Genomic DNA, 26,325 nt, shown 5'->3' on the forward strand with positions numbered 1-26,325 from the left:
GCGATGGTAGGCCGGGCGGTGTGCGGGTGTACAGCGGTTTTCGGGTCATTTCCCGCCGGAGACGTCGAGCGCCGTGCCGGTCATGTAGGAGGAGAGCGGGGAGAGCAGGAAGGCTATCGGCCCGGCGACCTCGCTGGGGGTTCCGACGCGCTTATAGGGGATGCGGCGTTTGGCGGCCTCCGACCGCAGCCAGTCCTCATAGGAGAGTTCGCTGCCGGACTCGCGGTGGCGTTCTCTTTGGTGCGGAGTGTCGATGACGCCCACCCGGACCCTGTTCACGCCGATGCGGTCCTTGGCGAGGGCGAAGGACAGGCTCGTGGTGTACGAGCCGAGGGCCGCCGGTGCGGAGCTGCGTGAGGCGAGCGCGGGGTCCGGCGTCCGTCCGGCGACGCCGTCGACGATGACGATCCTCGGGCACTCGGAGCGGCGCAGGTAGGGCAGGGTCGTCATGATCGGGTGAGCGGCGGCGGCGATGTTCTGGTTGACGTCCTTGCTGTACTGCGAGGCGGTGGTCTTAGGAGCGTCGCCGCCGGAGGAGCTGTTGGCGTTGACGACGAGGCCGTCGATGCCGTCCATGGCGCGGGCGGCGTCGAAGGCGAAGCGGCCGACCTGGTCGTTGGCGAAGACGTCGCAGCGGAAGAGGTGCAGGCGCCGGGCGGTCTCGGGGTCGAGGTCCCGCCAGGACTCCCGCAGCCGGTCGAGGTCGCGGGCGCAGGTGGACACGGTGGCGCCGCAGCGGAGGAGGAAGTCGACGGCGGCGTGTCCGATGCCTGAGCCGCCTCCGGTCAGTACGATCCGGTGGCCCGCGAGCGCGAAGTCCATGGGGCCAGGATAAGGCGCGCGGGCGGCGGGGTCTAGACGGTTTCGGTTCCGGCTCCCACCCGGCGTCCTGCCTGGCACGGGGCCGGGGTCGGGGTGTACATTGACAGAGATTACTTACCAGTAACTTATGACGCGGTCCGACCGCGGGAAAGAGGCGACGATGCCAACGCTGGACAGGCTCGACGACGTTTTCGTCCTCGACATCGGGGACGACGAGAACCGGTTCCACCCGGACTGGATCACCGAGGCGAATGTCCGCCTCGACGAGGTCGACGCGGCCTCCGGCGCGAAGGCCCTGGTGACGGCGGCCAGCGGGAAGTTCTTCTCCAACGGTCTGGACCTGGAGTGGCTCATGGAGAACCCGGAGGGCTACCTCGACTACGCCCTCAGCGTCCACCGCCTCTTCGCCCGCGTGCTCACCGCCCCCTACTGCACCGTCGCCGCACTGCAGGGCCATACCTTCGCGGCGGGCGCGATGCTCTCGCTGGCGCACGACTTCCGCGTCATGCGCGCCGACCGCGGCTTCTGGTGTCTGCCCGAGGCGGACATCAACATCCCGTTCACCCAGGGGATGTCGGCCCTCATCCAGGCGCGCCTGACCCCGCAGACGGCTCACGAGGCCATGGTGACCGCGCGCCGCTACGGCGGTGAGGACGCCGCCGCTGCGGGAATCGTCGACAGGGCCGTGGACGAGGACGAGGTCCGCTCCACGGCGGTGAAGATCGCCGCCGGACAGGTCGAACGCCAGGGCGACACCGTCGGCACCATCAAGGCCCGCATGTACGACTCCGTGGTGAAGACACTGCACGACAAGGACATCGACTTCAACATCTAGAACGTCCGGCGGCGCCCCGGCCTCTGGCCGGGGCGCCGCCGTGTTCCGGTGACCGGTCGCCGTCGGCCGGGGAGTCTTCCGGGACGACGGCGGCCGTGCGTCTAAGAGCAGCACTTGTCTGCGGCGGGCTCGGAAGGACCGCAGCAGGAGTCCTCCTCGGCTCCGGCGGGCACGGCGCAGTCGTCGCACTGCTCGCCCCGCCAGGCCTCGACGCCCTCCTTCACGGCGACGCCGGCGATGGCGAGAGCGGCGACCGGGTCGGCCCAGGGCCAGCCGAGGACGGCGTTGAGCACCAGCCCGACCAGCAGGATGGCGGAGAGGTAGGTGCAGAGCATGGTCTGCACCGAGTCGGCCTGGACGGTGGCCGACCCCAGTTCGCGTCCGACTCGGCGCTTGGCGTGCACCAGCAGAGGCATGACGACGACCGAGGCGGCGGCCAGGCCGATCCCGACGGGGGAGGGCGACGGGTCGCCGTGTCCGAGCAGGGAGCGGGCGGCGTCGAAGCCCACCCATCCGGCGAGTACGAAGAACGAGAGCGCGATGAGTTTGAGCGCCAGGCGCTCGCGGGCCTCGGGCATGCGGGAGCGGAACTGCCACAGGACGATGAGGGCGCTGGAGACCTCGATGAACGAGTCGAGCCCGAAGCCGATGAGGGCGACCGAGCTCGCGGCGGCCCCGGCGGCTATGGCGACGACGCCCTCGACGACGTTGTAGCCGACCGTGGCGTAGGCGAGTAGGCGGGCTCTGCGGTGGAGCGACTCGCGGCGGGCGGGGGAGAGGGTGGTCATGAGGCGGCCTCCGCGCCGTAGTTGGGGCACAGGGCGACGGCGTGGCCGGTCTGTTCGAGGAGGGTCTCGGCGGCCTCGAAGAGGTCGATCACCTCGGGGTGTTCGAGGCGGTAGAAGGACTGGCGCCCCTCGGTGCGGCTGTCGATGAGCCGGCAGTCGCGCAGGCAGGCGAGGTGTTTGGAGACCGTCGACTGGGCGAGCCCGAGCTCGGCGGTCAGGTCGGTGACGCGCGCTTCGCTTTCGGCGAGGCGTTGGAGGATGCGCAGTCGGCTGGGGTCGGACAGGGAGTGGAAGAGTGCCGCCGCAGCGGACACATCGTGTGTCGGAGATGTCATCGCCATACAGCGATGATAACACGGTGTGGCGATGACATCTCCGGTGCGGGGCGGTGTTCGTCAGCCGGTGTACAGCAGCAGGTTCGGGCTGCCGAGCGGGTCGTTGACGACGCCGGTGGTGGCGTTGCCGGTCAGGGCGTTGGTCACCTGGTCGGGCGAGGCGCCGGGGCTGCCCTCCAGGTAGAGCGCGGCGGCGCCGGCCACGTGGGGCGCGGCCATGGAAGTGCCGCTGATGGTCGTGGTGTCGGTGTCGGATCCGTTCCAGGTCGAGGTGATGGCCACACCGGGAGCGAAGATGTCCACGCAGTCGCCGTAGTTGGAGAAGTAGGCGCGGGTGTCGGTGTCGTCGGTGGCGCCCACGGTGATCGCATCCGGGGTCGAGGCCGGCGACTTGGTGCAGGCGTCGGTGTCCTCGTTGCCGGCGGCGACGGCGTAGCTGACGCCGCTGTCGATGGAGCGCTGGACGGCGTCGTTGATCGTGGAGTTGTATCCGCCGCCGAGGCTCATGTTGGCCACGGCCGGCTTCTGGGCGTTGTCGGTCACCCAGTCGATGCCGTCGATGACGCCGGCCCAGGTGCCGGAGCCGTTGCAGTCGAGGACCTTCACGGCCACCAGCGAGACGTCCTTGGCGACGCCGTGCTGAGCTCCGCCGACGGTTCCGGCGACGTGGGTCCCGTGCCCGTTGCAGTCCTTCTTGGGGCCGCGGGCGGTCGAGGTGCCCCAGGTGGCGCGGCCTTCGAAGTCCTCGTGGCTGGTGCGGATGCCGGTGTCGATGATGTAGGCGGTCACTCCGGCTCCGGTGGAGTCGTAGCCGTAGTAGTCGTCCAGCGGCAGGTCGCGCTGGTCGATCCTGTCGAGGCCCCAGGAGGGCGGGGAGGACTGGTCGAGGACGTGGACCTCGGAGTTCTGCTCGACGTAGTCGACGGCCGGGTCGGCGGCCATGCGGCGGGCCTCGCTCGCGCTCATGGTCGCCTCGAAGCCGTCGATCGCCGCGCTCCAGACGTTCTCGACGTCGGCTCCGTAGCGTCCGGCCAGGCTCTGGGCGTTGGCCTCGGCGTCGTCGAGGACGACGATGTAGCTGCCCGAAATGGCACCGGCCTGGCCCTGCCCACGGACGTCGCCCTGGGCCTGGGCGGGTGCCGAGGTCGAGAGGGCGGCGATGGCCGCGGCGCCGAAGACGGCCGCGGTGGCCGCGAACCGGCTCTTTCGGAATCTAGTGTCAGCCACTAGAGTTCTCCCTTCACTGTCGTGTTTCGGCCGGGAGCTCTGGTTCGCCCCCGGACACGCAGGAAGAAAGATATTGGAATTTTAAAATCTGCGCAACAAGGCATATCTGTAAAGTGAACGAGCTGGTAACCCGGGTTGAACCCGGTGGGTGTCGGACTCCTGGTCGAAGGCGGCGGACCGCCCGCGTTCCGAGGCGCTGGAGCCGACCCGTAGGTCGTCCTACCTGGTCGGTGAAGGCCTCCGCGACGCGGTGCCGTAACGGCCGCAGAGCCGGCGGTGCCGAGGCATGGGCACTCCCGCGTGGTAGGCGGTGGCCTCTGAGGCGCGGTGCCGGAAGAGGCGCGGCCCCGGCCGCCGAGGGCGACCGGGGCCGCGGAAGGAACGTCGGGTGTCTACCAGTGCTTCGAGCGCAGGAGCCGCAGGCCGTTGAGGCACACGACGACCGTGGACAGCTCGTGCCCGGCCACGCCGACCACCAGCGGCAGCGTGCCGACCAAGTCCCAGGCCACGAGGCCGGCGATGACGGTGCCGGCGAAGACGAGGTTGGCCTTGGCCGTCCGCTCTGCCTTGCGCGCCAGGCGGACCATGCGCGGCAGGGCGGTGAGCCGGTCGCGGACGAGCACCATGTCGGCCGACTCGAGGGCGAGCGCGGTGCCGCGGCTGCCCATGGCGGCGCTGACGTGCGCCCCGGCCAGAGCGGGCGCGTCGTTCACCCCGTCGCCCACGTAAAGGCAGTTCCCGGTGGCGACGTCGTCGGCCTTCTGGCCGGGGAGGCGCCGCGACCGCCGGTCGGCGATGCCGGCCTCCTCCGCCGCCCGCCGGCAGGCCGCATCGCCGTCGCCGCTGACGAGGGCCGGCTCGAGGCCGCTGGCGCGCAGCAGGGCGACGGCCTCCGCGGCGTCAGGACGGAGGGAGTCGGTCAGCCCCACCAGGCCGATCGCCTTGCCGCCGCGCCGGACGGCGACGACGGTCAGCCCCTCGGACTCCAACCGCTCGGCAGCCTCGGCCGCCTCGCCGGTCAAGGAGTCCTCGCCTTCGGCGTCGGGTCGTCCGACCGCGACGCGCTCCCCGTCGAGCACGGCGCTCACGCCTCGGCCCGGCTCGGCCCGGAAGTCCGTCACCGGCCTGGGCGTTCCCAGCTCCCGCAGCGCCCTCGCGAGCGGGTGCTCGCTGGGTCCCTCCGCCGAGGCGACCGCTTCGCGCAGCTCGGCCTCGCTGCCGGCCAGGACGACGACCTCCGCCGCCGACGGGCGCCCGTCCGTCAGGGTCCCGGTCTTGTCGAACGCGGCCCGCTCGGCGCCGGCGAGCCGCTCGATGGTCAAGGCGTTCTTGACCAGGACGCCCTTCCTCCCGGCGAGGGCGATGGCCGACAGGAGCGGCGGCATGGTGGCGAGGACGAGGGCGCAGGGGCTGGCGACGATCATGAAGGTCATGGCGCGCAGGAGGGTCGGTTCGAAGGCCGCCCCGAGCCACAGGGGCAGGGCCAGGAGCAGGAGGGTGGCGGCGACGACGCCGAGCGAGTAGGGCTGTTCGAGCCTCTCGATGGTCAGCTGGGTGCGGGACTTGGAGGCGGCCGCCTCCTCGACCTGGCGGGCGATGCGGGCGACGATGGAGTCCTCGGCGTCGCGGGTGAGGCGGGCGGTGAGGGCGCCGGTGCCGTTGACGGTGCCGGAGAGGACGGGGTCTCCGGGGGACTTGGGCCGGGGCAGGGACTCTCCGGTGACGGTGGATTCGTCCACTTCAGATTGTCCGGCGGTGACGGTGCCGTCCCCGGCGATGCGCTCGCCGGGGCGGACGGTGATGACGTCGCCGGCGCGGAGGTCCTTGGCGGGCTTGGCGGTCTCCTCTCCGTCCTCGATGACGGAGGCCTTCTCGGGGGTGAGGTCGAGCAGGGCCTTGAGGGACCGTTCGGTGCGTTCGGTGAGGACGGACTCGAGGGCGCCGGAGGTCGCGAAGATGACGATGAGGAGGGCGCCGTCGAGCCACTGGCCGATGGCCGCTGCGGCGACGGCGGCGGCGACCATGAGCAGGTCGACCTCGAAGCGGGGTTTGCGCAGGGCCAGGAGGCCCTCCCAGGCGGGCGCCCAGCCTCCCGCGGCGTAGGTGAGGGCGTAGAGGGCGGTGTGGGTCCAGGTCGGCGCGCCGGAGAGCTGGGCGGTTCCGGCGGCGGCGAAGAATCCGAGTGCGAGGGCGGCCCACCGGACGTCGGCGAGCGACCATATTCGTGCGAACATGACTAGGATCGTATCTTCGCAATCAAGAAGATAGCAAGCTCCTGTACCATCGATCTCATGCACGAGGGGATTGACGATTTCCATCTGCCGGACGAGGAGTCCGTCGCGAGCGCCGTGGAGACCCTGCGCATGCTCGCCGACCCCACCCGTCTCAAGATCATGTGGGCCCTGGTCCAGGGGGAGGAGAACGTCGCCTGCCTGGCCGACATAGCCGGAGCCCGGCCGACGGCCATCAGCCAGCACCTGGCGAAGCTGCGCCTCGCCGGGCTGGTGCACACGCGCCGCGAGGGCACGTACATCTACTACACGGCCGTGCCTGGTGTGGCGAAGAGGATTCTCGAGGCCGCCCTGGAAGAGCGCGAACCGGCCGAAGGGGCGTAGGCCGCCACAGCGGCAGCCCGTCCGCTCTAGCGCCGGCTTCGACCGGCACCCGCTCGGCGGGTTCGGGACTCGGCGCCGGAACCTCTGTCGGAACCGGTCAGCCGGAGTTCCGCCAGGGGTCGACCAAGTCGACACCGATATCGTCGAAGTCCTTCGTATTCCGGGTGGCGACGGTCGCCCGGACCGCCGCTAACCGCAGACCCAGTCCTGCGGCGGTTCCCAGTCGCGCCACGCCTCCCACCACGGGCGGCCGTCCGCCAACTGCTTGAGAACGTCGTCGCCGGAGCGGCGCACCGCCTCGGCCTCGGCGGCGCTGATGTGGCCGTCGTCGACCCGCCGCTGGAACTTCTCCTCGTCCTTCCACTCGTACGAGCCGTCGGGGCGGATGATCAGGTCCAGATCCAGGTCCAGGGAGTCGAAGCCCTCGGAGGAGACCTTCAGCGGCCGCTGGAAGTTGACGTACCAGTGGGCGAAGGCGCCCTCCTCCGTCCTCCGCCACAGCGAGTAGTACTCGCCGGGCCGCTGCAGCTGCAGCACTCCCTCGGACATCCAGTAGGGCTCGAAGGACGACCAGCAGTGCGGCCCCCAGGAGAACGGCCCGTCGCCGAAGATCAACGGCGTGCGGTGGGCCAGGTAGAGGCCGGTGACCTCGTAGTCGTGGACGGCCACGCGCGTCGGGTAGCTCAGCCACGGCCGCCCGTCGAGCATCTCCCGCCGCAGGGCTATCCGGCCGCTCGGAATCAGGTCACCTTCGACGTCCATGGCAGTCCTCTCGGTCGGAGCGGTGAACACGGGGCCGCGAGCCGCCTCGGCTCTCACCCCGACTCGCAGGCCCGATGGTCGGTTTCCGTGTCGATTGCCGGTATTCTACCCCGCCGTCCGCACCCCGAGCGTCCATCCCGGGGCACCGGCCGGCGGTAGAATCGGTGGTCATCGCACGGTGACGGAAAGGCGACGATGGGCACGGCACACCGCGGAGCGGTCGACGGGGCGAGCGAACCGGGCGATCCGCACCGCCCCAACGAGGACCTGGCCCGGACCGGGCGCCACTGGGCGCTGGTCTTGGACGGCATCACCCGCTACCCCGACGACGGCTGCGAGCACGACGTGCCCTGGTACGTCCGCACCCTCGCCGAGTCCGTGGCCGCCGTCCTCGACTCGGCCGACATCCCCGGCTCGACCTCGACGCACCCGCTCCCGGAGATCCTCGCCGAGGCCGTCCGCCGCACGACCGGGGCCCACTCCGCCACCTGCGACGTCGACAACCCCCTGACGCCCGGCGCCACGGTCGCCCTGGCCCGGTGGACTGCCGACGCGGTCGACTACCTGGTCCTCGGCGACGCCGCCATCGCGTGGGAACGGGAGGGGGCCGTCTCGGGCGTCAGCGACGACCGGCTGGCCGCGCTCCCCGACCCGCCCGCGCCGGTCGACGTCGGGGGCCTGGTCCGCTACGCGCCGGACTACGTCGCGAGCGTCCGCAACCAGCCCGGCGGGTTCTGGGTGGCCGACTCCCGCCCCGAGGCCGCCGCCCGCGCCGTGACGGGGACCCTTCCCCGCGAGGGCCTCTCGACCCTGCTGCTGTGCACCGACGGAATCACCCGGCTCATCGACAAATACGGCTCGACTTGGGCCGACTGCCTCCGTATCGTCGAGTCCGGCCCCGAGGCGCTCGTCAAGGAGGTCCGCCGGCGCGAGAACGCCGGCCCGGCGCCGTCGGGGAAGCTCCACGACGACGCGACGGCCGTCCGGGTCCGGTTCGACGCCATGGAACCGGACGACCGCTGACGGAGACGGGAACCGCCGCTGCGGGCCCCGTCGGCGTTCGCCCCGTCAGAGCTCCGCCCGGCCGCTCACCGCGAGCCCGCCGAGGCCGGAACACGCCCGGACTCCCGCACGGCCTCCGCCGGGGCCTTCCTCTTCGGCAGGAACATCGCGATGACCAGGGCCGCGACCGCTCCCAGCGCCGCGATGCCCATGATGGTGCGGAACGCGTCCTGCGAGGGGACCGCCACCCCGCCCAGGTCCATGGTCATGTGCGACAGGATCATGCCCGCCACCGCGCTGGACAGCGACGTGCCGATCGACCGCATCAGGGTGTTGAGGCTGTTGGCCGCCGCCGTCTCCTCCACCGGCGTCGCCCCCATGATCAGGGCCGGCATGGCGCCGTACGAGATGCCGATGCCCGCGCCCATCGTCGCGGAGACGACGACCAGCTGCCACAGGCTCCCCATCATCACGATCCCCAGGCTGTAGGCGCAGGCCACGACGACCGCGCCGACCATGAGCGTCGTCTTGGGGCCGCGCGAGTTCGTGATCTTCGCCGAGACCGGCGACATTGCCATCATGACCAGCCCTGAGGGCGCCATGGCGAGGCCGACGGTCAGCATGCTCTGCCCCAGGCCGTAGCCGGTGGCCTCCGGCAGCTGGATGATCTGCGGCAGCACCAGCGACATCGCCAGCATCGCGAAGCCGAAGACGATAGAGGCGAGGTTGGTGACCAGCACCTGGCGCCGCACGGTGGTGCGCAGGTCCACCAGGGGCCGCTTCTGGCGCAGCTCCCAGAAGCCCCACAGCACGAGGACCACGGCCGCGGCCGCGAAGAGGCCGAGCGTCCGGCCGCTCGTCCAGCCCCAGTCGGCGCCCTTGGTGACCGCCAGGAGGAAGCTGAACAGTCCCGCCGACAGGCCGACGGCGCCGACCACGTCGAAGCTCCCGCCGCTGCGCACGGGCGACTCCGGCACGATGGCCGTCACCAGGATCAGCGCCAGCACCGCCGCGCCGGCCGAGGCCCAGAACAGGGCGTGCCAGTCGGTCCGGTCGGCGAGGAAGGCCGCCGCGGGCAGCCCGAGAGCGCCGCCGACGCCCATGGAGGCGCTCATAAGCGCGATCGCCGAGGCGAGGCGCTCGCGGGGGAGTTCGTCGCGCATAATGCTGATGCCCAGCGGGATCACGCCGGCCGCGAGGCCCTGCAGGGCGCGCCCGGCGAGCATCGGGGCGAGGTGGTCGCTGAGCGCGGCCACCGTCGATCCGGCGGCCAGCGACACCAGGCTCAGCAGGAGCATGCGGCGCTTGCCGTACATGTCGCCGAGCCGGCCCACGACCGGGGTGGCGACCGCGGCGGCCAGCAGGGTGGCCGTGACCGTCCACGACGTGTCGGAGACGCTCGCGCCGAGCAGGCTCGGGAGCCGGGGGAGGATCGGCACGACCAGCGTCTGCATGAGGGAGACCACGATGCCGGAGAAGGCCAGCACGGCCACCAGGGCCCCGGGCTTCGGCGCTCCCCGGGCGTGAGCGGGAGTGTCGGACGGTTCGTCCATGGGAGGTGTTTCCAATCTGTCGGTGACGTGACCGAGAAATAGTAAGTCAATTGATTGACTTTTTGCAAACGGATATGGTCAACTGTTGGAGATCCCGCCGAACGACGAGGAGACAGGCCCATGAGCCCCGAACCGACCGGAGCCCGCGCGACGCGCGTCGCCGCCACGCGCGAGTCCATCCTCACCGCCGCCGAACGGCTCTTCGCCGAACAGGGGCTCAACAAGGTCTCCAACCGGCAGGTCAGCGAGGCCGCCGGCCAGGGCAACAACACCGCCGTCAGCTACCACTTCGGCGGCAAGGAGGACCTCGTCCGCGCCATCGTCCGCAAGCACAACGCGCCCATGGAGGAGCGTCGGATGGCGATGATCGAACAGGCCGGCGACTCCGGAGACCTGCGCGACTGGGTCGCCTGCCTCGTGGTGCCCTACACCGAGCACCTCGACTCCCTGGGCGAACCGACCTATCTCGCCCGATTCTCGGCGCAGCTGATGACAGATCCCGTCCTGAGGTCTATAGCTATAGAGGAGACCAACGCGACGCCGTCCCTCTCCGAGGCGAAGAAGCGCTTCATCGCCAGCCTCGACCTCCCCCCGGAGGTCCTCGAGGAGCGCCAGGAGATGGCCCGGCACCTCATGATCGTGGTCCCCGCGCTCCACGAGCGGCACCTCGCCGTCGGGCGCAAACCGCCGCGAGCCACGTGGCGGGCCACGGGGACCGGTCTCGTCGACGCGATCGTCGGCCTCTACCAGGGCGCCGTCACCCCCGTCGACTGAACCAGGACGCGCCCCCGACCAGAGAGGAGAAGACCGACGGCCCCCGGTGTCCCGCATCCGCTTCGCTCACCGACGAGCAGAGAGAAGGCACACCATGTCCGACACCACCGCGCCGACCGAGATCCCCTTCTACCCCATGGAACGGGCCGAAGGATGCCCGTTCGCGCCGCCGCCCCGGCTCATGCGGATCCAAGAAGAGGCGCCCGTCCAGCGCGTCCGCCTCTGGGACGGCTCGACGCCCTGGCTCATCACCCGCTATGAGGACCAGCGCGCGGTGCTGGGCGACCCCCGCGTCAGCGCCGACCTCTTCCGCGAGGGCTACCCCGCGCCGGCGCCGATCGTGGGAGAGCGCTCCAACGTCAGCTTCATCTTCAAGGACGACCCCGAGCACAACCGCCTGCGGCGCATGGTGACCAAGCCCTTCACGCTGCGCGGCGTCAAGGCGATGCGCCCCGCGGTCCAGAGGATCGTCGACGACCGCATCGACGCCATGCTCGCCGGCCCCAAACCCGCCGACCTCGTCCGGGACTTCGCGCTCCCCGTCCCCTCGCTGGTCATCTGCGACCTGCTCGGAGTCCCCTACGAGGACCACGACTTCTTCCAGGAGCACAGCAAGCGCCTGCTCGACCAGAGCCCCGACCAGGCGCCCCGCGCCGAATCCAGGGACCGGCTCGTCGAGTACCTGGCCCGGCTCCTGCGGGACAAGCGGGACCGGCCCGCCGACGACGTCATGTCCACCCTCGCGCCCCGCGTCGACTCCGGCGAGCTGTCGGAGATCGACGCCGCGCAGACCGGAATCCTGCTCCTCGTCGCCGGGCACGAGACCACCGCCAACATGATCACCCTCGGCACCCTCGCACTGCTCCAGAACCCCCGGGCGCTCGCCGCGCTCCGCGAGGCCGACGACCCCGCCGTCGTCGACAGGGCCGTCGAGGAGCTCCTGCGGTACCTCAGCATCGTCCACAACGGACGCCGCAGGGTCGCCCTCGAGGACCTGGAGGTCGCTGGGCAGAAGGTGAGGAGGGGAGAGGGCCTCGTCATCCCCACCGAGAGCGGCAACTGGGACGAGTCGGTCTTCCCCGGCGCCGCCGAACTGGACATCGACCGCGACGCGCGGCGCCACATGGCGTTCGGGTTCGGCGTCCACCAGTGCCTCGGCCAGCCCCTCGCCCGCCTCGAACTCCACATCGTCTACTCGACCCTCTACCGGCGCCTCCCGGCCCTCGCGCTGGCGTGCGACCCGGCCGACCTCTCCTACCGGCACGGCTCCCTCGTCTACGGAGTCCACGAGATGCCCGTGACCTGGTGAGCCCCATGGCATCCCGCTCCGATCTATGGGCTAAAAAGAAGACGCCCCGACACGCCCCGCATCCGAAGACAGAGAAGGTGAGCGATGACCGACTCCGCCCCGACCGAGACACCCTCCTACCCGATGCGGCGGGCCGAAGGCTGCCCCTTCGACCCGCCCCCGGGACTCAAGGCCCTGCAGGAGAGCGGACCGCTCGCGCGCGTCCGCCTCTGGGACGGCTCGACGCCGTGGCTGGCCACCCGCTATGAGGAGCAGCGCTCGCTGCTGGCCGACCCCAGGATCAGCGTCGACATCCGCAACCCCGGATACCCCTCCACCGGGCCGGCCCTGGGAGGCGACGCCGGCATCAGCTTCCTCTTCATGGACGATCCGGAGCACAACCGCCTGCGGCGCATGGTCACTCAACCGTTCACCCTGCGGAGCGTCAAGGCCATGGCCCCGGCGGTGCAGAAGGTCGTGGACGAGCTGATCGACGCCATGCTGGCCGGGCCCAAACCCGCCGACCTGGTCCGGGACTTCGCCCTTCCCATGCCCTCGCTGGTCATCTGCGACCTGCTCGGCGTCCCCTACTCCTCGCACGAGTTCTTCCAGGAGCACAGCGAGCGCCTCGTCGGCCGCGACACCGCGTTGGAGGACCGCAAGTCCTCCGCCGAGCAGCTCGTCGGCTTCCTCGTCCGGCTGGTGCACCAGAAGGCGGCGGAGCCGGGCGACGACGTCATGTCGACTCTCGCGCCCCGGGTCGCGGCGGGGGAGCTGACGGACGTCGAAGCGGCGCAGACCGGGTTCCTGCTCCTCGTGGCCGGTCACGAGACGACCGCCAACATGCTGGCGCTGGGCACGGTGGCCCTCCTGGAACACCCCGAGCAGCTGAAGGCCTACCGGGAGGCCGACGAGGAGGGCGTCGAGCGGGCGAACGAGGAGCTGCTGCGCTACCTGACGATCAGCCACAACGGACGCCGCCGGGTGGCTCTGGAGGACATCGAGATCGCGGGGACTGTGATCAGGAAGGGGGAGGGCGTGATCGTCCCCTCCGACATCGGCAATCGCGACGCGGAGGTATTCCCCGACCCCGACGCGCTCAACGTCGGGCGCGACGCGCGGCGGCACATGGCGTTCGGGTTCGGCGTCCACCAGTGCCTCGGCCAGCCCCTGGCGCGCCTGGAGATGCGGATCGCGCTGTCGACGCTCTTCCGCCGGATGCCGGATCTCGCTCTGGCCTGCGACGTCTCGCAGGTGCCGTTCAAGCACGACGCCACCATCTACGGCGTCCACGAACTACCGGTGACGTGGTGACAAGGAGGTTTCCATGAGGATCAGAACCGAGCGCGAGAAGTGCGTCTCGTCCGGGCAGTGCGTCATGAGCGTGCCCGACGTCTTCGACCAGGACGAGGACGAGGGCATGGTCGTCGTCCTGGACGACGAGCCGCCGGCCGCGCTGCACGACGATGTGCGCCATGCCGAGGAGGCCTGCCCGGTGCGGGCCATCGTCCTCGACGAGGGGTCGAGTCCCGGCGGGGAGTGAATCCACTCGCATGCGAGGGGGGCGTCCGTACGGACGCCCCCCTCGCGTCATCGGTGTTCAGCCGCCGCACCAAGAGCGGGGGCCGTCCGTACGGACGGCCCCCGCTTGTTCCGCAACTCACGGCGATTTTACTTAGAAGTCCTCACTAAATTTAGTTAGAATGGCTAAGTGAATGACAACCGGGACTCCCTCGCCTCCCAGCTTCGGGTCATCTCCGTCGACTTCTACCGCATGTTGCGGCGGCTGACCCCGAACCACCACCTGACCCTCTCCCAGGGGCTGACCCTGCGCCTGCTCGTCAAGCGGGGACCGCAGCGGCTCAGTGAACTGGCCGCCGCCGAGAGCGTCTCCCTGCCTTCGATGAACAGCATCGTGGGGCGCCTCGAACGCGAAGGGCTCGCCGTCAAGGAACCCGATCCCTCCGACCGCCGCGCCGTGAGGATCTCCGTGACCGACGAGGGCCGCCGCTACTACGACGACCTGGCGGACATCCGCCACCGCTTCCTCAAGGAGAGGCTCGGCGAGCTCACCGAGGGCGAGATCGCCGCGCTCGAAGCGGCGCTGCCCGCCTTCGAAAAGCTCTTGGACTGGGAGGGGAGCCGTCCCGACGACACCGGAAAGGAGCCGCAGTGACTGCGGAGCCCCCTGATACCGAGTCCGGACGTTCCCTGAACGCCACGGCCGTAGAGCCCGAACCCGCCGCGCCCGGAGCTCACCGAGCCCCCGCGCCCGGAGCTCACGGAGCCCCCGAGGCGCCGCCCTCCGACGAACCGGCCCACCCGAGCCTGACGCACGCGATCAAGGGCCAGCCCAAGCAGGTCTGGATCGTGGCCTTCGCGGCCGTCATCGGGTTCATGGCCATCGGACTGGTCGACCCGATCATGCAGTCCATCGCCGAGAGCCTCGACGCCGAGCCCTCGCAGGTGACCATGCTGTTCACCTCCTATCTCGGCGTGCAGGTCGTGGCGATGCTGGTGACCGGCTGGTGCAGCGCCCGCTTCGGCGCCAAGCGCACCGTCCTCTTCGGCCTCGGCCTGATCGTCGCGGCGACCCTCCTTTGCGCGCTGGCCACCGGCATCGGCCAGCTGATCTGGCTGCGCGGCCTGTGGGGACTGGGCAACGCCCTCTTCATCGCAACCGCGCTGTCCGTCATCGTGGGGGCCGCCTCCGGGGGTCAGCAGGTGGCGATCCTGCTCTACGAGGCCGCTCTGGGCGTCGGGCTCTCCGTCGGCCCCCTCCTCGGTGCGGCCCTGGGCAAGATCTCCTGGCGCGGGCCGTTCGCCGGCACCGCGATCCTCATGGCGGTCGCCCTCGTCCTCGTCGCCCGGTGGATCGCGGCCGACCACCACCACGAGCGGGAGCCGGTGCGGCTGCGCGATCCGCTGAAGGCCCTGGGGCACGGGGGGCTGCTGCGCACCGGTATCGGCTCGGCCCTGTACACGGCCGCGTTCTTCGCCGTCCTGGCGTGGATCCCCTTCGTGCTCGGTTTCGGGCCGATCACCATCGGGCTCATCTTCTTCGGCTGGGGCGTCTGCGTCGCCGTCGCGGGGGTGGCCTTCGCCCCCAGGCTCGCCGCGAGGCTGGGCGAGCAGCGCGCCCTGATCGCGGCGGTGCTCTCGTACGCCGTCCTCATGGCCCTGATCTCCACGGGGAACCACGCGGTGGTCATCGCGAGCGTCATCGCCAGCGGGCTCGTGTCAGGGCTGCTGAACACCCTGTTCACCGGCCGTGCCATGAGCATCAGCGACGCGCCGCGCGGCGTGGCCAGCGCGGGCTACAACTTCTGCCGCTGGTTCGGCGGGGCCGTCGCCGCGACCCTGGTCAGCTATGTGGCCATGTGGACGCACTGGCTGGAGGCGCCGTTCCTGGCCGCCGCCGTGCTGTGCGTCGGTGCGGCAGCACTCTTGTCCATCCGGGACAGAACCGCTCCGGAAGTCGTTCCGGCCACCGCCTAACGGGCCGTCGGCGGGGAACGCCGAACCGAGCCCCGGCAGGCCGTCCACGCCCGGGCCGAGCTCCGACTCGGCCCGGGCTTTCCGCGTTCCCACCACCGGTCCCTGTCCCAGTGCCGGTCCTGGTCGGTTGGGCGGTGCCGCCTATGATGCAGGGGTTCGAACAACGGTCCGATGAGAAAGATCGATAATGGCACAACCGGGCGCTGAATCCCAGGGTTCCAAGAAGACAGGGCTGATCATAGGGGGAGCCGTCGCCGCCTTGGCGGTCGTCGCCGGCGTGGCCTTCTTCGCGCTCAAGGGAAGCGTGGCCTCCGACGACCCCGACGAGAACCGGACCGCCGAGGACGTCGCGGAAGACGCCGGGCCGGAGGACGGGGAGTCGTCCGAGGAGGAAGCGGCGGCCGAAGAGAACTACGAGGACGCCGAGTACCCGGACTTCGAACCGGTCGAGTACAGCGGATCGGGTCCGGAGGACCTCGAGCTGCCCGAGGGCGCCGCCGAGTCCATGGTGACCGCCACGCACCGGGGGGACGGGAACTTCATTGTCCAGGGCATCGACGCGCAGGGCGAGAACACCAAGAACCTCTTGGTCAACGTGTCCGGAGACTACGAGGGCACCACCGCGATGGTGGTCGTCAGCCGGAGCGTCCCCTCCGAACTCCTCCAGGTGAAGGAGGCCGCCGGAGACTGGACCATCCGCATCGAGCCCCTCGGCGACGCCCCGGGGCTGCCCGAGTCCGGCACCGGCGACGGCGTCTTCTTCTACGAGGGCGGCGAGACCGAGATGGACTACCGCTATGTCCACAAGATCGGCCACATCTCCGGGTTCAAGGTCATGTTCCACGGTGCCCGCCTGATGACTCCCTACCTGGCGACGGCCAACGGGATCACCGACGAGGCCACGGACGCGTTCACACTGCCCGAGGGACCGGGCATCGTGGCCGTCCAGTCCAGAGGGGACTGGACGCTCACCCCGGCGGGCTAGCCCCGCGTTCCGGGGACGACCTGCTCGCGGCGGTCCGTGCGGCGCACCGGCTCCGGCCGCGCCGGGCGGGCCGCCGCTTCGCATGTCCGCTGTAACACCACTGAGCGGGAAACGACTCGCGACGGAAAAATAAATAGTTTACTTTATAGACGGATTGATCCCTACCCCCTGGGAGAGAATATGCGTCTCATGCCCGATCCGACACGGCCCCTGACGGCCGCTCCGCCGGACGACCCGACACCCGGCCGCTTCCTCGCCTGGCTCTACATGAGGCAGTTCTGGCCGCTCGCCTTCGGCGCCCTCGGCGGCACGGCCTGGATGCTGGTGTTCGCCGCCCTGCCCGTCGCGATCGGCCGGGCCGTGGACGAGGGCATCGGCGACGGCCGGGACCTCTGGACGTGGGTGGCGGTCCTCGCCGGATTCGCCGTCGCCGGCGGCGTGGTGACGCTCTGGCGCGAGCGGTTCATGTCCCTCAACCGCCAGCTGGCCGCGTTCGGCGTCGTCCAGGTCGTCACCCGCCACTCCCACCGGACGGGTCGCGCGCTGTCCCGGGCGCACTCGGCGGGAGAGGTCGTCGCGGTGTCCAACCAGGACGCCCAGGAGATCGGCGGCACCACGGACCTCGTGTCCCGCACGCTCGGCGCCGCCATCGCGTTCATCGTCGTCACGGTGGTGCTGTGGAGGACCGACCCCTGGCTCGGCGTCATGGCCGTCCTCGGCGGAGCCGTCCAGATCTTCGCCGTCGGCCCCGTCGTCAAGGTCATCCAGCGCCGCCTCTACGTCTACCGCGACCAGGAAGGCGCCATCAACACGCGCATCGGCGACATCATCGGCGGCCTGCGCGTCATGCGGGGCATAGGCGGAGAGCGCTCGTTCGGCGAGCACTACCGCGCCGAGTCGGCGAACCTGGAGCGCAAGGGAATCGAGGCGGCCCCCGCGCAGGCCTCCCTCGACGCCGTCTCCGTCGTGGTGCCGGGCGCGCTCATCGTGGCCGTCACCTGGCTGGCCGCGCACTCGGCGGCGAACGGGGACCTCTCCACCGGCGGCTTCATCACCGTCTTCGGCTACACGGCCTTCCTCTGGCTGCCGCTGTTCACCATCGCGATAGCGGCCCGCTCGCTCGCCACGGCCCAGGCCGCCGCCAGGCGCGTCGTGGCCGTCCTGTCGACCAGGGCACCGGAGTGGACAGGCGAAGAGCCCTTCACGCCCGGCCGGGTCCATGATCCCGACACGGGCATCACCCTTCCCCGCGGGAAGCTGACCGTCATCGCCTCCTCCGACAGCGACGCCGTCGCGCGGGCCTTCGACCGCATGGCGGGACTGGAGCCGGGCGCGGCCACGGTGGCGGGCACGCCGGTCACCGACATCGACCACGCGCAACTGCACGGCTCGGTCGTCACCGTGGCCAACGACCAGCGGCTTTTCGCGGGCGCACTCGCCGACACACTGGTCGGCGCCGCCGACCGCGACAGCGTGCTCCACGCCGTCGCCGGGGACGACATCCGCTCCAGCCTCGGCGGCTGGGAAGGCGAGCTCCAAGACGAGGGCCGGAACCTCTCCGGAGGCCAGAGGCAGCGTCTGCGCCTGGCCCGGGCCCTGGCCGCCGAGCCAGAGGTGCTCCTCGCCGTGGACCCCACCTCCGCGCTCGACGCCTATACCGAGACCCTCGTCGTCCGGCGGACCGCCGAACTGCGAGAGGGCCGCACCACCGCGGTCGCCTCCAGCTCCCCCGCCTGGCTGATCGCCGCCGACCACGTCGTCTTCCTCCGCGGCGACGGAGCCGAGACCGGCACGCACGCCGACCTCTCCCGCCTCGACGACTACCTCGACCTGACAGGACGCTGAGCCATGCGCGAACTCCCCATCGCATCCCCCGCGCACACCTGGTCCGTCCTCAAAAGGATCGGACGCACGCGCCGCCGACCCGCCGTCGCCGTGATCCTCCTGTACGCGCTGGCCGCCGCCTCCTCCATGGCCGCCCCGGTCGTCCTCGGCGCCATCGTGGACCGAATCGACGGCATCTCCGCCTCCACCATCAACCTCCTGGCCGCCGCCGCACTCGGATTCGTCCTCCTGCAGACCTTCCTGACCTGGATCTCCCGCGTGCACACGCGGCGCCTGGCCGAGAAGGTCATGCGCGGGCTCAGAGACGACTTCATCGCCGACTCCATGCGCCTGCCCGTCCGGCGCATCGAGGGGGCGAGCGCCGGCGACCTGCTCACCCGGGCGACCTCCGACGTGGCCATGCTCAACCGCGCCGCCCAGTTCGCGGTGCCCGAGGTGCTCATCGCCGCGGTCACCGTGGCGGTGCTGGCCGTCGGGCTCGCCGTGATCAACCCGCTGCTCGCCCTCTCGCTCCTGGTGGCCGTTCCGATCACCGGAGCCGGAGGCCGCTGGGCCTTCAAGCGCGTCCGCTCGGTCACGCTGGCCCGCGGCTCCGCCCAGTCGCGGCTGGCGGACGCCGCCGCCTCCGACGTCGCCGGCGCGGGAACCGTCGAGACCTATCGCCTGGAGGAGGCGCGCCGCGAGAACCTGCGCGCCAACATGGACGGAACCTGGCGGGCCGTCAAGAGGGAGATGAACCTGCGGAGCGTGCTGTTCCCATCGGTCGACATCGGCATGATCCTGACCGTCTCCGCGGGCGTCGCCGTCGGGGCCTTTCTCCACAGCCGGGACCTGGCCACGCTCGGCGAGGTCACCACTGGCGTCCTGCTGCTCAAACAGATCAGCGAGCCGGTCGCCGCGATGCTCATCTTCGGCCAGGGCCTGCTGTCCGCCTCGGCGTCGCTGTCCCGCGTGACCGGGGTCGGCGAGGCCGGCGCCGCGGAACCGGACGACTCGGACGCGACGGGCCCCGGCGGCGACGTCGAGGTCGACGCGGTGTCGTACCGCTACGACGACGACTCCGCGCTGGTACTCCACGATGTGGACCTGAAGGTCAAGGAGGGTGAGACGCTTGCCGTCGTCGGCGCCTCGGGAGCGGGCAAGACCAGCCTCGCCCGGCTCGTCTGCGGCATCGACGAGCCTACCTCCGGGCGCGTGCGCATCGGGGGAGCGGACCTCTCCGGACTCACGACGGAGGCCCGGCGCCGCAAGGTGCTGATGGTGACGCAGGAACACCACATCTTCCTCGGCTCGGTCCGCGACAACCTGCGCCTGGTCGACGCCCCGGCCGACGACGCGAAGATCCTGGCGGCCTTGGAGGCCGTCGGCGCCGCGGAGTGGGTCGCCGGCCTGCCCGACGGGCTCGACACGGCGATCGGTGAGCGGGACTTCCCGGTCGGTCCGGCCGAGGCGCAGCGGCTGGCGCTCGCCCGCGTGCTCCTGGCCGATCCGGACGTCCTGGTGCTGGACGAGGCCACGTCGCTCTTCGCCGGCGGCTCGGCCCGCGATATGGACCGGCGGTTGCGGGAGTCCTTGCGGGGCAAGACGGTCATCGCCGTCGCCCACAACCTCTCCACGGCGGTCTCGGCCGATCGCGTCGCGGTCATGGACGCGGGTCGGGTGGTCGAGGCGGGCACGCCGGACGAACTGCGGGCGGCCGACGGCGATTTCGCCCGGCTGTGGAGGGCCTGGAACCAGGAGGCGTGACCGTGCTCGGGCTCAAGGCCTCAGTTCGGAGTCTCGGGGATCGACGACCGTCCGTGCGGGACTTGACCACCGCTCAGCGCGTCAGTTCGGAGCAGTGGGCCTCGACGACGCCGAGGACGTTCTCGGCGGAGGACTCGTGGGTGTTGAACCGCATGCCGACGCTGCCGACGAGGTCCTTGTGGGAGGCTCCGGCCTCCCGCTGCCGACAGATGTCCATTCCGGCCTCCACCACTTCGGAGGGCTTCCAGTCGACGATGTCGGGGAGCCACCCTTCGACCTGCGTGATGTAGTCGTCGTACTGAGCGGCGAGGCTCTCCTCCTCGGTGGGCTCCTCGGCTTCGCCGGTCGTCGGGCCACCGAGGGCCAGCCAGGTCCCGACGCCCAGGACGATCGCGGCGACTATGCTCGCGAGCCAGATCAGCCTGTTCTTGACGGCCATCGACAAGGGGACCTCCGAGGATTAATCGTGTCCGGTTCTTGACCCACAGTCTCCCACTGTTTCCCGCCTTCCGCCACTCCGGCGGAGACGCGATATTCAGAAAGTTCTCTAAGATGTTTCCGCCCCGAACCTCAGCACTCCTCGAACAGCAGGTAGCACTGCGGGTCGTCGGGCAGCGACCAGTGGAAGCCCGCCTCCAGGAAGACGTAGACGAGGTTGGCGACCACCGTGAGCAGGACGATGGCCATGATGACGGAGGGCAGGCGCTTGCGGTCCAGGCGCTTGTACTCGTCGACGCACATCAGCGCCACGAGGCTGCCGAGCACGGCGATCACGAAGACGACGAACGCCCAGGTGTAGGTGTGGAGGCCGAAGACGGTGCCGGCGTAGCCGGGGTCGCCCTTCTGCGTGTGCAGCAGCATCTGGCGCCCGGCGGTGATCGCCCCGCCCACGGACGAGAAGGCCGCGAGGCCCCACGCGGTGACGGCGTGGCCCTTCGGGACCTCCTCCTTGCGCCGAGTCCACATGAGCCAGACGATCGGGAGGATCGCCATGAACATGAAGTACCGGATGAGCATGCACAGCGGGCACGGGAGCGTGTCGCCGAAGATGCCCTCGAAGAAGCCGCCGAGGATGACGCCCAGGAAGGCGAGGACGTAGACGGGCGGCAGGTACCGGCTGATGAAGCGTGCGAGCATGTCTGCCTCCCTAGAGTCCGGTCAGGTCCAGCGAATCGGTGATGTGGTAGTTGAGCGCCGCCAGGAGCGCCACCATCCCCACCGCCCAGACGGCGATGAACGCCTTCTTCCCCAGGCCCTTGAAGGCCATGATGAGGAGCACGACGGTGAACCCCGCCATGATCAGTGTGTCCATTGCCCACCCCTGCCTCTATGTCGTCGTCGAGGCTCAGCCTAGGTCAGAATGGAGCGGGGAGGCGGGACATTCCTGTGACCGGCGGCCGTTCGGGGGAGCGTTCCGGGTCCCGAGGACCATTCAGGCGTTCGCACGGGGACTTCGGTGACAGGGGTGTTATTCCCGCGGTGGGATTCGGCTGGCGTCTCCGTCCGATCGGGACGGAGACGCCGGTGCTCAGACGGTGAGTCCGAGCCGGAAGGCCTCGGCGACGGCGTGGGCCCGGTCGGAAACGCCCAGCTTCTTGTACATGCGCTTGGCGTGCGTCTTGACCGTGTCCTCCGAGATCGACAGGACGCGCGAGATCTCCCCGTTGGTCGAGCCGTTGCTCATGAGCTCCAGGATCTGCGCCTCCCTGTCGGACAGCGCCTTCTGCTCCTGCCCGGTCGCCTGCCGGGGGACCCTCACCGACGAGGTCCGGGCGTTCTCCGACGAGATCAGCGCCTGGATGAGCGAGGAGAGGAAGTCGCTGCCGTCGGTGAAGGACGGGTGGAAGATCCCGTCGACCGTCTCCAGGGGAATGCCCTGCAGCGAGGACATGTTCGTGACCCCGGTGAGGACCATCTTCGTCCCCGGGCTGGCGTTCTTCACCGCGTAGAAGAGCTTCGCGCAGCTCGCCGCCGCCGGGTGCTTGTCGAAAAGGATGTAGTCCACGCGGCGGGCCCGCAGCAGGCGCACCAGGTCGTCAGCCGTGGCGGCCCTCCATGCCTGGACGTCCTCGCCGCTCATGCGGCACTGCTCGGTGATCCGGCCGGCCGCGTCGGGCGCGTCGCTCCAGACTGCGATCGTCTTCATTGCATAACCTCGTTGTTCCGTGAAGGCATGGTGGGGAGGCGATCGCAGGTCGGGCAGAACTCGGAGCGAGCTCACCTGGCGCCCGGCGCTCGATCGCCGTGTCCGATGACGACGGATATGCCGGATTGCCATGACGCGGATCCTCTATGAGAGGTGAGTCATATCGAGGTGCTATGCGGCCTCGGCAACGGCCGCCTCGACGTCGTCCACGGCCTCGTCCGGGTCGGACGTCCGGCCGTCGACCACGATCACCGTCTCGGTGCGGCCGTCGCTCTCGGCGTCCTTCGCGGACTCCCTGATCCAGTCTTTGTGCCGAGCCTCCATGGCACACTCTCTCATCTCGCCGGTGACACCGAGGTCCGCGGCGATGGCGACGGCACCCTCGGCCATGACGTAGGCCGACCGGTTGTCCACCTGCCAATCGAGCAGGCGGCGCAGGTACTCGGTGAACTCCAGGGCGTCTCCGGCCTCCTCGAAGGCGCAGACGGCTCCGAAGGAGGCGCCGCTCGGCTGCCGCCCGACGCGGGTGGTGAAGTGGATCCTCAGGGAGATCTCCCCGCGTGGCAGCCATGCGGTCTCGGCGGTCTTCAGCATGTCGCGGAGGCCGGGGCAGGAGTCCGCGCAGAGCACGTCCGTGTAGAGGTCGACTCGGACGGGGCCTTCGCCGATCTCCAGGTACGTGGGACGCTTGTCGTAGCGGATCTCGTCCGCTGTCAGCTGCTCCGGCTCTTCCGGCCCCTGCGACGTCCGGACGATGACGTAGCCCGTTCCTCCGACGAGCACGGCCAGGGCGACGCCCACCGCGATGAGGGTGCGCGTTCTCTTGGGCTTCGCGGCCGGCGGCGGAGCGGGAGGGTACCCCTGACCCGGCGGAACGGACGGATACCCGTGGGCCGCCGTGATCGGCGGTGCGGGCGGGTATCCCTGTCCGGGCGGAGAAGGCGGCACCGGATACCCGTGACCGGGCGGGACGGGAGGGGCGGTGCCGGGTGGGACCGCGCTCTCCTCGCGGTCGCCGGTCACCATGACGACGCCCATGGCCGCGATGAGAACGGGAGGCCCCAAGACGACGACCCATCCGCCGAAGATCGCCGACCAGGCCCCGGCCAGGAGGATGTAGGAGTGCCAGACGATCAGGACCGAGCCGATCGCGCCCACACCCCAACGGGTCTCCGCCCCGGCGCGTCCGCCGATGACGGCCATGGCGACGAGGACGGCGCCGCATACCAGGAGGTAGATGACGTAGGGCGCGTCGTCCGCCGAGCCGCCCATCATCGTGTACCGGACGGCGAGTGAGGTGTTCACCGGGGCTCCCTTTTTCTAGAAGTATCTTCTAGAGCAGTATAGGGAACCCCGGCCACGGCCCCCGAACGGCTTCGGCCGGTTCAGAAACCGTAGGTGCCGTGGGTCGGTGCCCCTTGGAAGCGGTATACCTGGGCCTGCACCCCGGAGGGCGTACGCGCGACCGACTCCAGCGTCCAGGCCGACGGCTTCGTCCCCGGTTCGAACAGCCTCTTGCCCTTGCCGAGGACGACGGGGAACGTGAGCACCCGCAGCTCGTCGACGAGGCCGGCCCCGAGGAGGTGCTGCGCCATGGTCGGGCTGCCGTGGACCTGCAGGTCCCGTCCCGGCTGCTCCTTCAACTTCCCGACCGCCTCGGTGAGCTCGCCGTCGATCGGCCGCGAGTTGTTCCACGCGAGGTCCGGCTCTCCCCGCGACGCCACGTACTTGGGGAGCTCGTTGAGCTTGGAGCGCACCGGCTCCTCCTCTTCGGGGGCGTGCGGCCAGTACCCGGCGAACATTTCATAGGTCTTGCGCCCCAAGAGGAACGCGTCCGCCGTCGCGAACCAGCCGCCGACCGCCTCCCCGGTGGCGTCGTCGAAGTGCGGGACGACCCAGCCGCCCTGGTCGAAGCCGCCGTCGGTGTCCTCCTTCGGGCCTCCGGGCGCCTGGGCGACGCCGTCGATGGACGTGAACATGGTGACCACGAGTTTCATAGTGCGTTCCTTTCCTCTGTCCATAAAGACGACGCCCGCCGTGTGAATCCATCGCTTGCGGCCCACTCGAATGGCGCTTCCGCCGGGCCGCTCGGCGTCAATCCAGGTCCAGTTGCTCGGCCGCCGCCAGGAAGCCCTCGTTGTAGCTGGGGAACTGCGCGATGCCGTCGAGCAGCACGTCGATCGGCAGTTCCGCGCGGACGGCCGTGGCCGCGGTGTGGATGAACTCTCCTGCCATCGGCGAGACGGCCCACGCTCCGACGAGGACTCGGCGGCGCCGGTCGGCGACCAGCCCGAGGGTCCCGGCCGGCTCGGTGTCGAAGGTCCACGGCTTGGCCAGTGCGGCGGTCAGGTCCACCTCGCTGGACACCACGTCCATTCCGGCGTTCCGGGCCTGTTCGGAGGTGAGCCCGACGGCCGCGATCTCGGGTTGGGCGAAGACCACGCGCGGGACGCCCGTGTAGTCGGCGGTGCGGGGCCTGCCCAGGATCGTGTCGGCGGCGACGCGGCCCTGGTACTTGGCTACGTGCGTGAACATGGCGACGCCGGTGACGTCACCGACCGCCCAGAGCCTGGGGAACTCGGCGACCTCGCAGTGCTCGTCCACGGGGATTCCGGCCCGCCCGTCGGGACGCTCGACGGGAACGCCGAGATCCTCCAGGCCCAGTCCGTCCACTCGCGGCACCCGCCCGGTCGCGAGGATCAGTACATCGGTGCGGATCTCCCGGCCGTCGTCCAGCGTCACGACGGTCTCGCCGACCTCCTTGCGGACCGCTTCGACGCGGGCCTCGGTGCGGACGTCGACGCCCGCTTGCGAGAGGTGCCAGTCGGCCAGGTCCCCGACGCGCGGTTCCTCGCGGCCGAGCGGGCGCGGGCCCCGTTCGACGATCGCCACCCTCGTGCCCATGCGGGCCAGGAAGTGCCCCAGTTCGGTGCCCACGGCGCTGCCTCCGACGAGAACGGCGCGCCGGGGGATCTCGGTGAGCGTCGTGGCTTCGCGGTTCGTCCACGGGTCCACAGTCTCCAGGCCGTCGATCGGCGGACGGAACGCCGCCGATCCGGTGGCGAGCACGAGGTGTTCGGCGCTCAGCGTGCGGTCGCCGGCCTCCACTGTCCACGGCTCCCGGCCCACCACTCGCGCGCCGGCCTTGACGACCGTGGCGCCCAGGTCCTCGTATCCCTGCACCTGGCGGTGGTCGTCGAGGTGGCGGATCATCGCGTCGCGGTAGTCGCGCAGGGCAGGCCAGTCCAGGTCCGGTTCGGCGAGTCCGGCCGCCTGCCGGGACTCGTATCGGGCCTCGGGAGAGCGCAGCAGGGTCTTGGACGGGATGCAGGCCCAGTAGCCGCACTCGCCGCCGATGAGCTCCCTTTCGACGACCGCCACGCGTTTGCCCGCGTCGATCAGCCGTGACGCGGCGACCTCGCCGCCGGGTCCCATGCCGATGACGATCGCGTCGAATTGTTCGGCCACGGTGTCCGCCTTCCGTCGTCCTCGGGAATCCGGGGTCGATTCTTCCTTACGGAGCCGGTGCGGTCGAGACGTTCGGGAGGAATCGCCGCGATCGGCGGCAGGCTCGGGCCCCTCGGGAGAGACCCGGACCCGCCGGTGCGGCGCTACGCCCTGTGGAACTCGTAGTACGTCCCCTCGCCGCCCTCCAGCAGCAGGACTTCCTGGTCCTCGTCGCGCCATCCGATGCTCAGGGAGACCTTGTCGTCCGGGTCGTTCATCGCCACGCCTTTGTAGTGGTCCATGCCGTACCCGACGGGTTCTATCTGCCCGCGGTAGACGTGCCCGGCGCCCGCGGTCGTATAGGTGCCGGTGCCCTGGTCGTCGAACTCGAAGAAGCGCGGTTCGTCGACCCCTTCCGGCCTCTCCTCCCAGCGGCCCTCGTAGGCGGTCAGCAACTGGTCGACCGGCGGGCCGGTCGGCCGGTCCTCCGGGTCGATCTCGGCGACTTCCGCTCCCGTTCCGTTCGCCTGGGCGTCGGTCGCCTCCCCGGTACCGGAGTCGTCGGCCGCGTCGCCACCGGGTGACTGGCACCCGGCCAGCAGGGCCAGTCCGAGTGCCGTGGCGGCCAGTCGTCTCACCATTGCGTCGAGTCCCCTC

27 protein-coding genes are annotated in these 26,325 nt (G+C 70.5%); 12 read left to right on the forward strand and 15 right to left on the reverse strand.

Going from position 1 to position 26,325, the window contains the following annotated elements; all coding sequences use genetic code 11:
* Positions 1-45: 45 nt before the first annotated feature.
* Positions 46-822 carry an SDR family oxidoreductase gene (locus ACFTE1_RS00200; RefSeq protein WP_380618781.1) on the reverse strand — a complete coding sequence of 259 codons (777 nt, stop codon included), beginning with the start codon at positions 820-822 and terminating at the stop codon, positions 46-48.
* A 160-nt stretch (positions 823-982) separates the two neighbouring features.
* Between ACFTE1_RS00200 and ACFTE1_RS00205 the strand changes: the two genes are divergently transcribed.
* Entirely contained in the window at positions 983-1,657 is a 675-nt protein-coding gene (locus ACFTE1_RS00205; protein ID WP_380618779.1) for an enoyl-CoA hydratase-related protein, read from the forward strand.
* Positions 1,658-1,758: 101 nt separating this feature from the next.
* On the opposite strand, the gene ACFTE1_RS00210 is transcribed toward ACFTE1_RS00205, so the two are convergent.
* The 4 genes from ACFTE1_RS00210 to ACFTE1_RS00225 form a co-directional block, all read right to left on the reverse strand.
* Positions 1,759-2,445, reverse strand: coding sequence for a cation diffusion facilitator family transporter (locus ACFTE1_RS00210; protein WP_380618777.1), 687 nt, complete (start codon positions 2,443-2,445; stop codon positions 1,759-1,761).
* The gene (locus ACFTE1_RS00215; RefSeq protein WP_380618775.1) at positions 2,442-2,786 is read right to left on the reverse strand and encodes an ArsR/SmtB family transcription factor; all 345 of its coding nucleotides are present in this window, start codon (positions 2,784-2,786) and stop codon (positions 2,442-2,444) included. The genes ACFTE1_RS00210 and ACFTE1_RS00215 overlap by 4 nt, the downstream gene beginning before the upstream one ends.
* Before the next feature lie 54 nt (positions 2,787-2,840).
* Positions 2,841-4,007, reverse strand: coding sequence for a S8 family peptidase (locus ACFTE1_RS00220; RefSeq protein WP_380618773.1), 1,167 nt, complete (start codon positions 4,005-4,007; stop codon positions 2,841-2,843).
* A gap of 392 nt (positions 4,008-4,399) precedes the next feature.
* A complete protein-coding gene (locus tag ACFTE1_RS00225) occupies positions 4,400-6,241 on the reverse strand; it encodes a heavy metal translocating P-type ATPase (protein WP_380618771.1) in 1,842 nt (613 codons plus the stop codon).
* 57 nt (positions 6,242-6,298) lie between these two features.
* Between ACFTE1_RS00225 and ACFTE1_RS00230 the strand changes: the two genes are divergently transcribed.
* Complete coding sequence (locus tag ACFTE1_RS00230) at positions 6,299-6,622, forward strand: ArsR/SmtB family transcription factor (RefSeq protein ID WP_380618769.1); 324 nt, start codon at positions 6,299-6,301, stop codon at positions 6,620-6,622.
* A 189-nt stretch (positions 6,623-6,811) separates the two neighbouring features.
* On the opposite strand, the gene ACFTE1_RS00235 is transcribed toward ACFTE1_RS00230, so the two are convergent.
* Positions 6,812-7,384 (reverse strand): DUF402 domain-containing protein, encoded by a 573-nt coding sequence (locus tag ACFTE1_RS00235; protein ID WP_380618767.1) that lies wholly within the window; start codon positions 7,382-7,384, stop codon positions 6,812-6,814.
* Positions 7,385-7,579: 195 nt separating this feature from the next.
* On the opposite strand from ACFTE1_RS00235, the gene ACFTE1_RS00240 reads away from it, so the two are divergent.
* Positions 7,580-8,407: a protein phosphatase 2C domain-containing protein gene (locus ACFTE1_RS00240; protein ID WP_380618765.1), complete on the forward strand. Its 828-nt coding sequence runs from the start codon at positions 7,580-7,582 to the stop codon at positions 8,405-8,407.
* 65 nt (positions 8,408-8,472) lie between these two features.
* Here the strand turns inward: ACFTE1_RS00240 and ACFTE1_RS00245 are convergent, their stop codons facing one another.
* Positions 8,473-9,939: an MFS transporter gene (locus ACFTE1_RS00245; RefSeq protein WP_380618763.1), complete on the reverse strand. Its 1,467-nt coding sequence runs from the start codon at positions 9,937-9,939 to the stop codon at positions 8,473-8,475.
* A gap of 120 nt (positions 9,940-10,059) precedes the next feature.
* On the opposite strand from ACFTE1_RS00245, the gene ACFTE1_RS00250 reads away from it, so the two are divergent.
* The 9 genes from ACFTE1_RS00250 to ACFTE1_RS00290 all read left to right on the forward strand — a co-directional run bounded on the left by ACFTE1_RS00250 (position 10,060) and on the right by ACFTE1_RS00290 (position 20,075).
* Positions 10,060-10,713 (forward strand): TetR/AcrR family transcriptional regulator, encoded by a 654-nt coding sequence (locus ACFTE1_RS00250; RefSeq protein WP_380618761.1) that lies wholly within the window; start codon positions 10,060-10,062, stop codon positions 10,711-10,713.
* A gap of 94 nt (positions 10,714-10,807) precedes the next feature.
* The gene (locus tag ACFTE1_RS00255; RefSeq protein WP_380618759.1) at positions 10,808-12,022 is read left to right on the forward strand and encodes a cytochrome P450; all 1,215 of its coding nucleotides are present in this window, start codon (positions 10,808-10,810) and stop codon (positions 12,020-12,022) included.
* Between the two features lie 84 nt (positions 12,023-12,106).
* Positions 12,107-13,315 (forward strand): cytochrome P450, encoded by a 1,209-nt coding sequence (locus ACFTE1_RS00260; RefSeq protein ID WP_380618757.1) that lies wholly within the window; start codon positions 12,107-12,109, stop codon positions 13,313-13,315.
* A gap of 13 nt (positions 13,316-13,328) precedes the next feature.
* A complete protein-coding gene (locus ACFTE1_RS00265; protein WP_380618755.1) occupies positions 13,329-13,544 on the forward strand; it encodes a ferredoxin in 216 nt (71 codons plus the stop codon).
* 168 nt (positions 13,545-13,712) lie between these two features.
* Positions 13,713-14,177, forward strand: a complete 465-nt coding sequence (locus tag ACFTE1_RS00270; protein ID WP_380618753.1) for a MarR family winged helix-turn-helix transcriptional regulator — start codon at positions 13,713-13,715, stop codon at positions 14,175-14,177.
* Between the two features lie 152 nt (positions 14,178-14,329).
* Positions 14,330-15,499, forward strand: coding sequence for an MFS transporter (locus ACFTE1_RS00275; RefSeq protein ID WP_380618856.1), 1,170 nt, complete (start codon positions 14,330-14,332; stop codon positions 15,497-15,499).
* 187 nt (positions 15,500-15,686) lie between these two features.
* Positions 15,687-16,484 carry a hypothetical protein gene (locus ACFTE1_RS00280; RefSeq protein ID WP_380618751.1) on the forward strand — a complete coding sequence of 266 codons (798 nt, stop codon included), beginning with the start codon at positions 15,687-15,689 and terminating at the stop codon, positions 16,482-16,484.
* A gap of 189 nt (positions 16,485-16,673) precedes the next feature.
* A complete protein-coding gene (locus ACFTE1_RS00285; protein WP_380618749.1) occupies positions 16,674-18,329 on the forward strand; it encodes an ABC transporter transmembrane domain-containing protein in 1,656 nt (551 codons plus the stop codon).
* Positions 18,330-18,332: 3 nt separating this feature from the next.
* On the forward strand, positions 18,333-20,075 hold the full coding sequence (locus ACFTE1_RS00290) for an ABC transporter ATP-binding protein (protein WP_380618747.1): 1,743 nt from the start codon (positions 18,333-18,335) through the stop codon (positions 20,073-20,075).
* Between the two features lie 73 nt (positions 20,076-20,148).
* On the opposite strand, the gene ACFTE1_RS00295 is transcribed toward ACFTE1_RS00290, so the two are convergent.
* The 8 genes from ACFTE1_RS00295 to ACFTE1_RS00330 all read right to left on the reverse strand — a co-directional run bounded on the left by ACFTE1_RS00295 (position 20,149) and on the right by ACFTE1_RS00330 (position 26,309).
* Positions 20,149-20,514, reverse strand: a complete 366-nt coding sequence (locus ACFTE1_RS00295) for a hypothetical protein (RefSeq protein WP_380618745.1) — start codon at positions 20,512-20,514, stop codon at positions 20,149-20,151.
* Positions 20,515-20,645: 131 nt separating this feature from the next.
* Positions 20,646-21,212 carry a disulfide bond formation protein B gene (locus ACFTE1_RS00300; protein WP_380618744.1) on the reverse strand — a complete coding sequence of 189 codons (567 nt, stop codon included), beginning with the start codon at positions 21,210-21,212 and terminating at the stop codon, positions 20,646-20,648.
* Between the two features lie 10 nt (positions 21,213-21,222).
* The gene (locus ACFTE1_RS00305) at positions 21,223-21,387 is read right to left on the reverse strand and encodes a DUF5993 family protein (RefSeq protein WP_380618742.1); all 165 of its coding nucleotides are present in this window, start codon (positions 21,385-21,387) and stop codon (positions 21,223-21,225) included.
* A gap of 216 nt (positions 21,388-21,603) precedes the next feature.
* Entirely contained in the window at positions 21,604-22,221 is a 618-nt protein-coding gene (locus ACFTE1_RS00310) for a helix-turn-helix transcriptional regulator (RefSeq protein WP_380618740.1), read from the reverse strand.
* Positions 22,222-22,392: 171 nt separating this feature from the next.
* Positions 22,393-23,526, reverse strand: a complete 1,134-nt coding sequence (locus tag ACFTE1_RS00315) for a hypothetical protein (protein WP_380618738.1) — start codon at positions 23,524-23,526, stop codon at positions 22,393-22,395.
* A gap of 80 nt (positions 23,527-23,606) precedes the next feature.
* Positions 23,607-24,218: a dihydrofolate reductase family protein gene (locus ACFTE1_RS00320; RefSeq protein ID WP_380618736.1), complete on the reverse strand. Its 612-nt coding sequence runs from the start codon at positions 24,216-24,218 to the stop codon at positions 23,607-23,609.
* A gap of 97 nt (positions 24,219-24,315) precedes the next feature.
* Positions 24,316-25,689 carry a dihydrolipoyl dehydrogenase family protein gene (locus ACFTE1_RS00325; RefSeq protein WP_380618734.1) on the reverse strand — a complete coding sequence of 458 codons (1,374 nt, stop codon included), beginning with the start codon at positions 25,687-25,689 and terminating at the stop codon, positions 24,316-24,318.
* A 143-nt stretch (positions 25,690-25,832) separates the two neighbouring features.
* Positions 25,833-26,309 carry a hypothetical protein gene (locus tag ACFTE1_RS00330; RefSeq protein WP_380618732.1) on the reverse strand — a complete coding sequence of 159 codons (477 nt, stop codon included), beginning with the start codon at positions 26,307-26,309 and terminating at the stop codon, positions 25,833-25,835.
* Positions 26,310-26,325: the final 16 nt, after the last annotated feature.

Source organism: Salininema proteolyticum (assembly GCF_042685645.1).
Lineage (GTDB): Bacteria > Actinomycetota > Actinomycetes > Mycobacteriales > Micromonosporaceae > Salininema > Salininema proteolyticum.